The organism is Faecalimonas nexilis (assembly GCF_059731825.1).
In genome coordinates this window covers 876892-890098 of record NZ_AP029189.1, presented here as the reverse complement: position 1 = coordinate 890098, position 13207 = coordinate 876892, and the positions used below count along the sequence as shown (strand labels likewise).

11 protein-coding genes and 1 pseudogene are annotated in these 13207 nt (G+C 37.5%); 8 read left to right on the top strand and 4 right to left on the bottom strand.

The window, feature by feature from the left end; translation table 11 throughout:
* The first annotated feature begins 16 nt into the window (after positions 1 to 16).
* From AC6I5B_RS04370 to AC6I5B_RS04360, 3 genes are all read left to right on the top strand, one after another.
* On the top strand, positions 17 to 919 hold the full coding sequence (locus AC6I5B_RS04370; RefSeq protein WP_004614741.1) for an ABC transporter ATP-binding protein: 903 nt from the start codon (positions 17 to 19) through the stop codon (positions 917 to 919).
* Positions 894 to 1559 (top strand): hypothetical protein, encoded by a 666-nt coding sequence (locus AC6I5B_RS04365; protein WP_497773639.1) that lies wholly within the window; start codon positions 894 to 896, stop codon positions 1557 to 1559. The genes AC6I5B_RS04370 and AC6I5B_RS04365 overlap by 26 nt, the downstream gene beginning before the upstream one ends.
* Before the next feature lie 90 nt (positions 1560 to 1649).
* Positions 1650 to 2915 (top strand): DUF6449 domain-containing protein, encoded by a 1266-nt coding sequence (locus tag AC6I5B_RS04360; protein ID WP_497773638.1) that lies wholly within the window; start codon positions 1650 to 1652, stop codon positions 2913 to 2915.
* Between the two features lie 46 nt (positions 2916 to 2961).
* Here AC6I5B_RS04360 and AC6I5B_RS04355 read toward each other — a convergent pair.
* The 4 genes and pseudogenes from AC6I5B_RS04355 to AC6I5B_RS04340 all read right to left on the bottom strand — a co-directional run.
* A pseudogene (locus tag AC6I5B_RS04355) lies at positions 2962 to 3876 on the bottom strand (S8 family peptidase); the annotation flags it as partial.
* Positions 3877 to 3920: 44 nt separating this feature from the next.
* Positions 3921 to 5513, bottom strand: a complete 1593-nt coding sequence (locus AC6I5B_RS04350; protein ID WP_412361304.1) for a recombinase family protein — start codon at positions 5511 to 5513, stop codon at positions 3921 to 3923.
* Positions 5510 to 7099: a recombinase family protein gene (locus AC6I5B_RS04345; protein ID WP_412361302.1), complete on the bottom strand. Its 1590-nt coding sequence runs from the start codon at positions 7097 to 7099 to the stop codon at positions 5510 to 5512. The genes AC6I5B_RS04350 and AC6I5B_RS04345 overlap by 4 nt, the downstream gene beginning before the upstream one ends.
* A gap of 76 nt (positions 7100 to 7175) precedes the next feature.
* The gene (locus tag AC6I5B_RS04340; protein WP_257464053.1) at positions 7176 to 7343 is read right to left on the bottom strand and encodes a hypothetical protein; all 168 of its coding nucleotides are present in this window, start codon (positions 7341 to 7343) and stop codon (positions 7176 to 7178) included.
* A gap of 343 nt (positions 7344 to 7686) precedes the next feature.
* On the opposite strand from AC6I5B_RS04340, the gene AC6I5B_RS04335 reads away from it, so the two are divergent.
* The 5 genes from AC6I5B_RS04335 (at position 7687) to AC6I5B_RS04315 (ending at position 13019) form a co-directional block, all read left to right on the top strand.
* Positions 7687 to 9939 carry a tetratricopeptide repeat protein gene (locus AC6I5B_RS04335; protein WP_412361676.1) on the top strand — a complete coding sequence of 751 codons (2253 nt, stop codon included), beginning with the start codon at positions 7687 to 7689 and terminating at the stop codon, positions 9937 to 9939.
* Positions 9940 to 10143: 204 nt separating this feature from the next.
* Positions 10144 to 11061: a ParM/StbA family protein gene (locus AC6I5B_RS04330; protein WP_257464054.1), complete on the top strand. Its 918-nt coding sequence runs from the start codon at positions 10144 to 10146 to the stop codon at positions 11059 to 11061.
* A 3-nt stretch (positions 11062 to 11064) separates the two neighbouring features.
* Positions 11065 to 11451, top strand: a complete 387-nt coding sequence (locus AC6I5B_RS04325) for an adenylate cyclase (RefSeq protein WP_257464055.1) — start codon at positions 11065 to 11067, stop codon at positions 11449 to 11451.
* 21 nt (positions 11452 to 11472) lie between these two features.
* Entirely contained in the window at positions 11473 to 12189 is a 717-nt protein-coding gene (locus AC6I5B_RS04320) for a replication initiator protein A (RefSeq protein WP_257464056.1), read from the top strand.
* Positions 12186 to 13019, top strand: coding sequence for an ATP-binding protein (locus tag AC6I5B_RS04315; protein WP_412361299.1), 834 nt, complete (start codon positions 12186 to 12188; stop codon positions 13017 to 13019). Before AC6I5B_RS04320 ends, AC6I5B_RS04315 begins: the two co-directional genes overlap by 4 nt.
* Positions 13020 to 13207: the final 188 nt, after the last annotated feature.

Here is a 13207-nt window from a genome sequence, read left to right as displayed (position 1 = left end):
TCTAGGAGGAAACACAATGATTCAGGTTGACAATCTAAGTAAGTCATATGGTAAGAAAATGGCACTTGATCATATAACCGCTTCCATTCACGATGAACACATTTTCGGTCTGCTTGGGACAAATGGCGCGGGCAAAAGTACCTTTTTAAAAATATTAAGCGGTATTCTAAAGCCTGATTCCGGAACTGTCATCATCGATGACCATCCTGTATTTGAAAACGAACTTACAAAAGCAGATATTTGTTTTTTATCCGATAATCCATATTTTTTCCCAAATGCGACTCCTCATACTATGGCGCATTACTACAGCCTTGCTTACTCGCAATTTGATACGATCCGCTTTGAAGAGCTTGCCAGACAATTCCATATAGATATTCAGGAAAAAATCAGCGATTTTTCAAAAGGAATGAAAAAACAAGTCTCTATTTTGCTCGGCATCTGTGCAAACACAAAATATCTTTTCTGTGACGAGACGTTCGACGGTTTAGACCCTGTTGTTCGCCAGTCTGTAAAAGGTATTTTTGCAGCTGAACTTTTAAATAGAAATTTCACGCCGGTCATCTCCTCACACAATCTGAGAGAATTGGAAGATATCTGTGATCATATCGGACTTTTACACAAAGGCGGAATACTTTTATCTCAAGATTTAGAAGACTTGAAATTCCATGTCCACCGCCTGCAGTGTGTGATTGAAGATCCTGTCGCAGAAGAAGAACTTCTCAGACAGTTAGAAATTCTGCACCGCGAAAAACGTGGTTCACTGACTACCATCGTTGCACGCGGAACTCGTGAGGAAATTTTAGAAAGGGTCAATACAAAATCGCCTCTTTTTGCTGAGGTATTACCCCTTTCATTAGAAGAAATCTTTATTAGCGAAACGGAGGCTGCCGGATATGACATCAAAAATTTCATGTATTAAATTTATAAAAGAAGATTTGCGCCAAAGGACTTGGCTGATTGCAATTCTTTCCACCGTAACATTTTTATTTCAGCCTCTGATGCTTATTATCGGGATCAATGAAAAGAAAAATTGGATAAACACTGTTTCTCCGGGCTTTACCATGAAAGATTTTAAATTTTGGTTATTTAATTTCATGGGATTTAATAATAACGCTGTTGTCTTTTGTGTGATTTTATTTGCAATCCTTTGTGGGGTGTCTGGTTTCTATTATCTGCATTCCAAAGAAAAACTAAATCTTATACACAGTTTGCCAATCCGACGTGAGAGACTATTTTTTATCCAATTTGTAAGTGGATTTCTTATTTTTCTGATTCCATTTACGCTAAATCTGTTAGTCAGCATGCTAAGTATTTCCTTTCAGGGATACATGTCCTTAGAATTATTAAAAGTAAGTTTTGCTGCATTTGGAATACATGTTTTGTTTTTCTTATTCTTATATACACTTACCGTTTTTTCCATGATTATGACAGGGAAATTATTGATTGGACTCATTGTCACACTTAGCCTTTTTTCATACGGAACTCTTATTATTGCACTTTTCCGATTATTGGCGATACGCTTTTTCTCTACATATTTTTTGAAAGTTGACGCTTATTAGTTTAGTTGGTTCAAATCACTTTATATAACAACTGATGGAAGCGACGGGCTTTCTTCTCCTTTGTTAGCTTATATTTCCACGTTAAACCAAATGTCTAACCAGACAGTTCCGTACAAGTTAATTCTTTTTTCAGTGATTGGAACAGTCGTATTTTTACTGCTTGGGATTTTTTTGTATCGATTGCGCCCTACAGAAACTGCCGGGAAACCTATCGCGTTTCCAAAAGCAGAATCTGTACTGAAAATATTATTGAGCATTCCGCTTGGAATCTGCGCTGCATTTTATCTTGATAGTTTAGCGAATCAAGCTTCCAACAATATTGTAATTTTTATACTTGCTATATTATGCACATTTATTTTTGCAATTGTAATTGAATTTATTTATACAATGGACTTAAAACATTTATTTGCCAAAAAGGGGGCTTTATTGCTTTCTGTCAGTCTTGCATTCGGAATTACTGCAATCTACAAATTTGATTTGTTCAAATATGATAACTACATTCCGAAAAAAAATGAGATCGAGAGCATCGCAATTTACATGGAAGATTTTAATACTCGTTTTAACTATCCAATTCCTACCAATGTCCAGTCAATCAAAGACTTTTTAGATTCTTCTGCACTAAAAGACTTTGATCCAGTTTATCAGCTCGCTCAAAAAGGGGCAGCCACATTTGATATGACGGACGAAACTGCTCAATATGTAAATTTGAAATACAACTTAAAAAATGGGCGAAGTGTTTACAGAATGTATCTGATTAACAAAACTGATGCGCAAAACTGTGCCAAATACCTTCTAAACAATCAACAATATAAAGAAGCATTGTTTCAGACTAATTTGTATTCTTCTTTAGACTTTCAATATGCGGAGGTAACTGATATTTACCAATCCACGAGTAAACTGAATATTTCAGCTGCTCAAATGAAGACGTTGTTGGATATTTATCAAAAAGATCTGGTCAATGCCAGCTATTTTGATTTGACCAATCAATTTCCAAGCGGAACTATTAATTTTGCTCCGAAGAATTCGTCTGATACATACATGCGACCACTTTTTTGCAGTTTTACAAACACATATGACTATTTAAAAGAACTTGGCTATGACCTTCCAACAAAAATAGCGTTAGATAATGTGCAACGCATTGAAGCAACGAATCAAGACAATCAAAAAAATATTGTTTTCAATACTCCGGAATACATTGCAAAGATTCTTCCAAAACTCACATGGGTTCCCTACTATTTCTATAAAAAACCGATTGAATTTATTGTAACATTTAAAAGCAACATTTATAGTTCTTCCAATCTATTTTATCTGAACTCCGAACAAATTCCAGATTGTCTCAAAGATCTTCTTAATTAAGAGAAAAGTCTCTTACGCATCAGCCCTGATGTAAGAGAGACTTTTCTTATATCGGAATACTGTCTCTTACGCACAGTGCTCCATATCCCACCTGCGGATTCGGATACTCTGTGAATCCAGGCAGCGGTCTCGCTCCCCTTTGCATATATGCCTTTACCTTTTCTCCATATAAATACGGATCATTTTCCTTAATGATTCCCCACTCCATCATAAGCGCCGCTCCTCCGGTTACAAACGGTGTGGCAAATGATGTCCCACTGAAGCTTGCATATGTGCCACTAGTCGTCGGTGCTGTAACATTCACACCTGGCGCAACAATATCCGGTTTTGATAATCTCCCTGCCCCCCTTTGTCCGCGTCCTGAGAAATCCGCATAGGAAAAAGTAAGTGCATCGTATGCCCCCACACCAATTGTACGCGAAGCTGTAGATGGTATCGTGAGTGTTCCGGTCTCCGTCGGGAATAAAAATGCTGTTCCCGGATTCAATACATTTTCACTCGGGAGCCACATCGCATAATTTCCTGATATAATCTTTCTCGGTGTCAACACAATCTCCCAAATGCCACTGTTGATATATACCTCTTTCGGTAGAAAATCAACATAAATTTCCTGTGCAGTACTGTATGGACTTGGTTCTCCATAATAGAGCAAAAGTTCTGTATTTCCCACAGAAAACCGCTGTGTTCCAAGCACTTCCTGAATCGGTCCTATTCTTTCCCCAGACGGTGATACAAAAGAAATATCCATGATGTCATAGTAAGCTTTCCAAATTTGAAGATTTAGCGCGGGTTCCTGTTCCTGCACTGCAAGCTGGATAACCGTTTCTTCATTTTCCCTGACAATTCCAGCTTTGTGCCCTGCACTTCTTCCTTCATTTCCCGTTCCAATACAAATCACACTCTTCCATATATTCGCAATATCCTCTATAAATCGTTCTAGTAAGCTCGTTCCGTCATGTGTTCATTATAACTAGGGGAAAGTTACTGTAAAAAAATTTGCAGTCTTTACACTGCCTGTTTTTCTACAGGATAAGGCGACTGATACTTAAATACAATATCAATGCTCTTATCTCCATTCACAACAATTTTTTCAATCAATTCTGTCACAATTTCTCTTGTCACTTCGGATAATGTTCCATACTTGATAAATTTCTCTATCCAGTTTTCATAAGATTCTTCTGCCTCTCCAAAGCTGTCTTTCTCTTGTTCTGCCAACTGAATCTTCGCCCTGATCTCTTTATCCTGCTTTTCATATTCTGCCTTATAGGAGAGATATTCTTCTTTATCCAGAACACCATCTACATAATTTTCGTAAGTTTTCTTTTTATAGTTCTGGACAGCCGCAAGTTCTTTTTGTAACCGTTCAATCTGTTGGTCTGCTTCTGCACATCGTCTCTGCACCTCCTTCTTCCTATCTGCTACTTTTAATATTTCATCCTTATCACTTTCTTTCAATGCCAGTTCCGCTTGTCTTTGGATTTCATTTTTTACAATAGAATCCAATACTTCTTTTTTAATGAAATGAGAATAACAAACTGTGTTTCCTTTTTTGTGATAGGTACCGCACTCATAACCATCCCGACAAGTAACCCTCTGGAAATTATATCCGCAATCTCCACAAACAATAATTCCTGCATATGGATTTACCTTTCTCACTTCGCTATTAAAGCCCGGTGTCCGTGTTCTTTTCTTCATAAGTTCCTGTACCTGCTCAAAAGTATCTTTGCTGATAATTGCTTCGTGCATTCCTTCCACAATATACTGCTGTTCCTCTGGAATATAATGATATTTTTCTACTTTGTAGGAAACCTTTTCAGATTTATGCTGCACCATAGCTCCTGTATAAACCCTGTTTCGCAAAATCACATTGATTGTAGGATATGCCCATCCCTTTGCACCAGCTTTTTCTAATGCATTGGCATATTTCAATCCCTGCACCTTTCTCTTATACTCTGACGGTGTCAGAATTCCTTCCTGATTCAGCTTCCTTGCAATACTATCTCTGGAATACCCCTCCAGACTCATATAAAAGATTCTCCGTACCACTTTGGCTGCTTCTTCATCTATAAGAAAATGATGCTTATCTGCCGGATCTTTTACATATCCATATGGGGCAAACCCAGACATAAACTGTCCCCGTTTCTTCTGGGCGGTCAATGCACCTCTGATTTTCTTGGATATATCACGACTATACATATCATTAAACAACGTCTTAAACTGTGCCAGTTCTTCATTGCTGTGATAAACCGAATCCACACCATCTAAAATTGCAATGTAACGTACGCCTAAAGAAGGAAAAACACGTTCTATATAATTACTGGTTTCAATATGTTCACGTCCAAGCCGGGAAATATCTTTCGTAATAACTCCCTTGATTTTTCCTTTGTAAATATCCTCCATCATCCGCTGAAATTCCGGTCTATTTGCAAAATAAAGCCCAGAATAACCATCATCAATATAAATATCTGCGATTTCCAGATCATCTGATTTACTCACATACTCCCGAATCAGTTTCATCTGATTTTCAATACTCTCACTGACTTTATTCTCTCCATCATCCTTCGACAGACGACAATATACACCCATCTGATACATCATATCACCCTATCTTTCTCAAGTATTCTATCTGCTGAATTTTCCATTGAAGCAAACTTAAAATATATATCCAGTTTCTGATCGGGATAAACATAAATTTTATCAATCAACTCTACAAGCACTTCTCTAGTAAGCTGCTTTACCGTTATTTTCCTGCGATTAAAATGCCCTAACCACATCTTTGTCTCATTTACAGCTGATTGTTGACTTTGCGCCTCATGGTTTAGTTTGTATAATTCTTTTTGATATTTCTGATTCTCTGTTTCATACATCTGTTTTAATTCCAGATATTCATCTTTGGAAAGCACTTCATCCATAAACTGCTCATATGCTCGTTTTCTATATTCCAGATTCCTTTCTATTTTTGCCTGCAATTTTACAATTTTACCATCCAGTTCCGGCTGTTTCTGTCTGATCTGAGTTTCCAGATTCTTCATATCCATCTTCATCTGTTTCAATTGCTGGTTGATTGCAAATACAACCAGTTCATCCAGCTTTTCAAATGTAATATGATTCAGCTCACAGTAATTCTGCCCCTGCTTCTGGTGAAAACCACACATATATCCGTCATAGTCTTTATGAGATGCCAGATAACGTTTTCGCATGGCTGTTTTACATTTCCCACAAAAGAGCAGTCCCACATATTTATGTGGTTCATTGTTTTTATCAAAATAGGAAACTCTACGCCCCTTTCTTATTTGCTGAACCTTATCAAACTCTTCTTTAGAAATGATTGCCTCATGTGCATCCGGCACCAGCTCCATTTCTTCCAGGGGAATTGCCTTTTTGTATTTCAGCTTATAAGACGGTCTTTCATGTTTCCGAATCACAACCGCCCCAGTATAGACCGGATTCTTTAAAATTCCACTTACAGTAGACGATGTCCACAGACCTTTTCCCGAATCCCATACATAATTGGTTTTTAAAACTTCCTTTTTATATTTTGCGGGACAAGGGATTTCATCTTCATTCAAAGTCCTGCAAATAACCGTACAGCCAAATCCATTTTGATACATTCTGTAAATTCTTCGAACAACCTCGGCTGCATAAGGATCAACTTCCAGATAATTATGAATTGTTTTACTTTTCACATATCCAAAGGGGGGCTGTTTCGGAGTATATTCGCCCATACTTCTTTTGGTCTGAATCGTTGTCTTAATCTTTCTGGATGTATCTCTCAAATACATATCATTCAGCAAAGTTTTTATTTCTAACATTTCATCATAAGTTCCAATAACAGAATCATAATTGTCCAGAATTGAAACAACCCGAATCTGTTTCTCCAGGAAATATTTGCCCAGATAATAGTTAGTATCAATATGTTCTCTTCCAAGTCGTGATACATCCTTAAAAATCACCATATTGATAACACCAAGCTCAATATCTGCCAGCATCCTCCGAAATTCAGCTCTTTCAAAATTACTTCCGGAAGCCCCGTCGTCTACATAAACTTTTTTCTCTGCAATATCCTTCTTCTCTGCAATATAATCTCTTGCCATCTGAATCTGAGAGTGAATACTATTGCTGTATTCACCCTCTTTGTTTTGCTCTTCAATGGAAATTCGGCAATAAATTCCTGCCTGATACATTTTATCCCTCTTTTCATTGGTCTTGTATGGTCATTGTCTTTAATTGTCTTTATCTTACAACAAGAACTATAAAAAATCAACCTGCAATTTTTCGTTCCGTTAGATTCTGAATACACTGAGTCAATGTCTTTTCTCCATTAAAATGCACTCGAATCTGATATCCTGCATGTTCATAGCTTACATCCTCTTTCTGAATTTCTTTTTTTGTATCCAGAACTTCTGCAGAATCAAATAACGTATTCATGCTATATGCCTCCTTCAGCATACAGTTCTCTCTACATCCTATGCCGGCAGGATTGTACAAAAGTTCTGTATGAATTGAATTCGGCTTTCGAAAGCCTGATTACATTCTAAAATTATTCTGCACCAATCACATTGAATTGAAATTGACCGCAGATTGAGTTTTTAAGATTCATTTTCTTCCTATACAGTATCAATTCCTATTGTCCAGAACATTTGTTCGTGTTATAATAAAAAGACTTTAAGAATATAAAACACGAAAACCAAAGGAGGGATTTCTGTTGGAACGATGTGATTTTTCTTCTATTAGCACATGCCTAAAAAATCAAATCAGTGAAAGCAATCAGATGAACCAACCTGATTTTTTATACGAATTATTTGAAGATTTTATGAATGATCCGATAAATGAAGATTTTTCTATGGATAATGGTCTGATTTGCCGCTGGATAACCGGACAAGCAAAAATCAGTCCCAAAATAACCTCATATTATGCAAAACCCAGCAATCAGAAAAAACTGGCAACAACCATTCAGCGGAACTTACTTCCCTTAATGGCAGACTGCAACATGGTTATACAGGACATTTACACGTTATTCATACAGGACGATACTATTTCGGATACAAAAAAGCAGGAACTTGTATCTCTATATAAACCTTCTGATTCAAGGCTGTTGTTTTTAGCAAAAGTACTTTCTTTTGGTATGGAACGGCAATTTATTAAACGTGATACAAGAAATCAAAAACTGATTGCAGGAGGTGTTCTATCTCCGATTGTTCTGGATTACATTATGGACAGCGAAGTCCCGAAACCATGCCGTCATTTTCTAGGAAGAGAAGAAGAACTGGATGAACTCCATACTTTGTTTGAAGAGAACCGACATATATTTCTTTATGGAATTGCCGGAATTGGAAAAAGCGAGCTTGCTAAAGCCTATGCAAAGCAATACAGAAAACAGTACACCAATATTCTCTATATGGAATACACCGGTAATCTATATCAAGATATTGTAGACATGGATTTTATTGATGATCTACCAGAAATCAGTGAGCAGGAACGTTTTCAAAGACATAACCGTTTCTTACGCTCTTTGAAATCTGATACACTGCTGATCATAGACAATTTTAATGTCACATCCACACAGGACAGTTGCCTGTCAGTCGTATTAAAATACCGTTGTCGGGTTTTATTTACAACCAGAAGCCAACTGTCTGAATACTGTAGTTTTCAATTAAAAGAACTGAAAGATATACCCACTCTTTTTCAACTGACATCTGTATTTTATTCAGAAGCAGAGGAAAACCGGGTAATCGTAGAAAAAATCATAGAAACTGTACACTACCATACTTTTGCTGTCGAACTGGCAGCCAAACTTCTGGAAAATGGAATTTTAACTCCAGAGCAATTATTGATAAAACTTCAAGAGGAAAAGGCTTCTCTTCATAATGAAGATAAGATTAAAGTAATGAAAGATGGTCAGAGCAAAAAAGCCACCTATTACAACCATATCCATACCCTGTTTTCGTTATACTCCTTATCACGGAAACAACAGGATATTATGTGCAATATGTGTTTTATGCCTTCATCTGGTATTTCTGCCCGTATATTTTCCAAATGGCTGGAGCTGCCTACTTTAAATGACGTGAATGATCTGATTGAGACAGGTTTTGTACAGTCAAGTCTCCGGCATACTATTTCTCTGCATCCAATGATTCAGGAAATCGCTTTTTCTGAAACCAGCCCTTCCGTTACAAACTGTCACACCTTATTGAGTTCTCTTCAAAAAATATGTTTGATGCACGGTGTTGAGATCAGTTATTACAAAAAATTGTTTCAAACAATAGAAAACATCATGCAGCTAATTGAAAAAGATGATATTCTCCAATACCTGTTATTTTTAGAAAACGTCTTTCCGTATATGGAAAAATATCACTATCAAAAAGGCATGACAGAGATCATTCAAGAATTAAAGTTCCTTGTAAAAACAAATAATCACGGAACTGCTTCTGACCGGGCGCTATTACTGGATTATCAGGCAACTCTGGAAACCAAACCACAGAAAGCCATCCAGTTAGAAAAAGAAGCGCTTACTCAAATAAAAGAAACCTCAAAAGATAATGCCCACCTTGTTTCTAACCTTCATGCAAATCTGGGAGGACTTTATCGGATGCAAGGTCAAATAGAACTGGCAAGAGAACACATGGAAACGGGCATCTCACTATTAGAACAATATGGACTTCTTTATACTAATGACAGCATTCCTCAGATTAGCAATTACGCTGCCTTATTAACAGAAATGCAGGAACCAGAACGTGCCATGTCCTCTCTCCAGAAACTTGCACGGATTATCAAAGAATACAATTCAGACCACTGTCTGGATTATGCTCAGGTACAGGAATCCCTGGGAAATATATGCCTGATCACAGCAAATACCTCACAGGCAAAAATACATTTTAAAAAAGCCTTGAAAATTTATGCGGAAATCTGGGCAGACGAACCGGAATTGATTGAAGAAAAATATCGAGAAATTCACGAACTGTATCCGCAGGTCGGGATTGCTCTGGCAAGAAGCCTCTTACACACAAATAATAAACAAGTATAATTTAAACACATCTTTCCCAAAAGAGTGAAGCTCATTTTACATAAATGTCTTCACTCTTATTTTTATCCTCTCTTTTCTTCAATTTCAACTCAATTTCAACTCAATGCCTTTTCTCTTCATTTTTCGTATGCTTATATCACAGCAAGCAGTACCACACTGGTACAGCCTACTGAAAAAATCAATACGAAAATGGAGGTATTTTTTATGAGAGAAATCAAAAACACCAAAATCATTGCTGTAGATCATGGATACGGCAATATCAAGACTGCCAACACAGTCACACCAACAGGTATCAAAGCCTATGAAACAGAACCTATCTTCACCGGAAACATTTTAGAATATAACGATATATTCTACCGGATTGGAGAAGGTCACAAAGAATTTATCCCAGACAAAGCTATGGATGAAGAGTATTATCTCCTAACCCTCATGGCTGTTGCAAGAGAATTGAATATCTACTCCGTTCGTGAAGCAGATGTTCATCTGACGGCTGGACTTCCTCTGACATGGATACGGAATCAGCGTGAAAAATTCCGCTCCTACCTGCTTCAGAATCCCGAAGTTCACTATCGCTTCAACAATAAAGAGTATCACATTCACTTTGTTGGATGCAGTCTTTATCCACAGGGGTATCCGGCTATTATAAATCAACTGGGTAATTTCAAAGGGACAAATCTTCTTGCGGATATCGGTAATGGCACTATGAACATTCTGTATATCAACAATAAGAAAGCACAGGAAAACCGATGCTGGACAGAAAAACTCGGTGTAAACCAATGCATGATTGCTGCAAAAAATGCCATCTTGGATAAATTCGGAGTCAAAATCGAGGAAGCTACTGTAGAACAGATTCTTCGATTCGGTACAGCAGATATTGCAGCTCCATATCTGGATTGTATCACATCGGTAGCCAAGCAATATGTGGCAGATATATTCTCCACGCTTCGTAAATATGAATACAATCCCGATTTAATGCGTTTGTATGTAGTCGGCGGTGGGGGATGTCTCGTCCGTAACTTTGGAATCTATGATAATTCTCGTGTCACAATCCTTGATGATATCTGTGCCACAGCCAAAGGATATGAAAATCTGGCTTATATGAGCCTGAAAAGGGGGAAATAAGCCATGTCAAATCAAATCAGAAATACGAACCTACGCTTCAATCTGGAAAAAGACCTGCAACGCAAAGCATGGGAATATTTACAATCTATGAACCGGCAGGAATTCAAATCCTACAGTCATGTAATTTCCCTCGCTTTGGTGGATTACTTTGACCGATATTATCGTATCGCCGAAGACCCTTATTTGGAAACAAGGGAACGAGAAGAACGATTTATCAATCAAATTGTAGAGGGCGTTCAACAAAATCTGAAACAATCACTTCCACTTTTTCTCTCCGGTCTGACCGTAGGTATGGTACAAATTGGAACTCCAAAACAAGCTTCCTTGACAGATTCAAAAAACTGTAATTCCGATACAGAAGATGTGGACTGGGATTTTCTCGGTGAATAACCGAATTTAGGAGGTGGACACATGACAGAATTTCTGACAGCCGATACAAGCCTGCCGCCCTATATGGTATTTCCCCGTTTTCTTCTGGATACGGAGCTAAATGAAACAACTAAGCTACTTTATGTAATTCTTTTGGATCGTGCAAGGCTCTCTCTTAAAAATGAAGGTTGGACAGACACATCCGGTCATGTGTTCATCTATTTTACCATTGAAGCAATGGCAAAAGTTATGCACAAGAGTCAGATGACCATCAAAACATCTTTAACATCATTGGAGAAAAGTGAGTTGATTCTACGGAAACGGCAGGGTGTTGGACAGCCTAATCGAATTTATGTGAAATTTCCGTTAGGAACTTTCCACCATACAGACAAAATACTTTCTTTGACACAGACAGAAAACTGTCCTTCTAACAGACAGAATTCTATCACTGAGACAGACAAAAAACTGTCCACTAATAAAAAAGAAAGAGAAAAAAATAATTTATCGAAAAATGAGAGAGCAAAGAACCTCTCGCCATATGGAAAATTTCAAAATGTATTTCTTTCCGATCAGGAACTGGAAGAAATCAAACATTCCGTTAGTGACTGGAAGGAATATATTGAACGTTTATCCGGCTACATGGCTTCCACCGGAAAACAATACCGGAATCATGCAGCTACTATCATCAACTGGGCAAGGCAGGACAATCCCCTTTCCCAACAAAGAATTTATGAAAGCGAGGAATATGAAACATTATGACAAAATTTATAGAAGAACCAAACATCTTGAAACCAAACAGACAACTTCAATCTGATGAATATTTTAATGAAAAAGATCAGCTGATTTACTGTTCCAAATGCCATACTCCCAGACAGAGCAGGCACATGTTACAAGGTAAAATCTTCCTTCCCTCTATTCTTTGTAAATGCCAAAGAGAAATTTATGAGCAGGAAGAAGCGCAAAGAACACTCCGAGAAAAACAGTTTGAAATCGAACATCTGAAAGCCATCGGTCTACAGGATAAAGCATTATATGACTATACCTTTGATAAGGATAACGGAATGAACACAGAAATGAAACTGGCACACAATTATGTAGACAACTGGGAAAAAATGAAATCCAACTCCTCAGGTCTTCTTCTTTGGGGAGATGTTGGTACCGGAAAATCTTTCTTTGCCGGATGCATCGCCAATGCTCTTCTTGAAAAAGGAGTGCCAGTTCTTATGACGAATTTTTCCCGGATTCTGAACACACTTACCGGGATGCACTTTGAAGACAGAAATCAGTTCATTGACAGCTTAAATCGATATAGTCTGCTGATTATTGATGATCTTGGGATTGAACGTAATTCAGAATTTGCACTGGAACAGGTATTCAACGTAATCGACAGCCGTTATCGAAGTAAAAAACCACTCATTGTAACAACGAATCTTACCTTGCAAGAACTGAACACTCCTTCCGATTTACCACACAAAAGAATTTATGACCGTATTTTAGAAAGATGTGTTCCTGTTCGTATCAATAACCGTAACATTCGTCAGGAAAATGCTTCTGCAAATCTACAGGAAGCTAAAAAAATCCTGTTGTGATACCTGTTCGTGCCAAAAGCAGACAAAACACCGTTGCACAACTATCACAATCAACCGACAGTAGTGCTATTCTCTCGAACTATTTTTCAAGTGAAATGTACTACTGTCAATCCATCAAAACATTAGTACCAGATAGAAAAAAATCAAAACTAAAAACGCCCGGATACGGGCATAAAAGGAGGTGCCAG

Bases quoted from the DNA above. Each gene is read 5' to 3' on its own strand.
- AC6I5B_RS04325 (WP_257464055.1), top strand. From the start codon at position 11,065: ATGTCAAATCAAATCAGAAATACGAACCTACGCTTCAATCTGGAAAAA.
- AC6I5B_RS04330 (WP_257464054.1), top strand. From the start codon at position 10,144: ATGAGAGAAATCAAAAACACCAAAATCATTGCTGTAGATCATGGATAC.
- AC6I5B_RS04335 (WP_412361676.1), top strand. From the start codon at position 7,687: ATGAACCAACCTGATTTTTTATACGAATTATTTGAAGATTTTATGAAT.
- AC6I5B_RS04345 (WP_412361302.1), bottom strand. From the start codon at position 7,099: ATGTATCAGGCAGGAATTTATTGCCGAATTTCCATTGAAGAGCAAAAC.
- AC6I5B_RS04360 (WP_497773638.1), top strand. From the start codon at position 1,650: ATGTCTAACCAGACAGTTCCGTACAAGTTAATTCTTTTTTCAGTGATT.
- AC6I5B_RS04365 (WP_497773639.1), top strand. From the start codon at position 894: ATGACATCAAAAATTTCATGTATTAAATTTATAAAAGAAGATTTGCGC.
- AC6I5B_RS04340 (WP_257464053.1), bottom strand. From the start codon at position 7,343: ATGAATACGTTATTTGATTCTGCAGAAGTTCTGGATACAAAAAAAGAA.
- AC6I5B_RS04320 (WP_257464056.1), top strand. From the start codon at position 11,473: ATGACAGAATTTCTGACAGCCGATACAAGCCTGCCGCCCTATATGGTA.
- AC6I5B_RS04370 (WP_004614741.1), top strand. From the start codon at position 17: ATGATTCAGGTTGACAATCTAAGTAAGTCATATGGTAAGAAAATGGCA.
- AC6I5B_RS04350 (WP_412361304.1), bottom strand. From the start codon at position 5,513: ATGATGTATCAGATGGGTGTATATTGTCGTCTGTCGAAGGATGATGGA.
- AC6I5B_RS04315 (WP_412361299.1), top strand. From the start codon at position 12,186: ATGACAAAATTTATAGAAGAACCAAACATCTTGAAACCAAACAGACAA.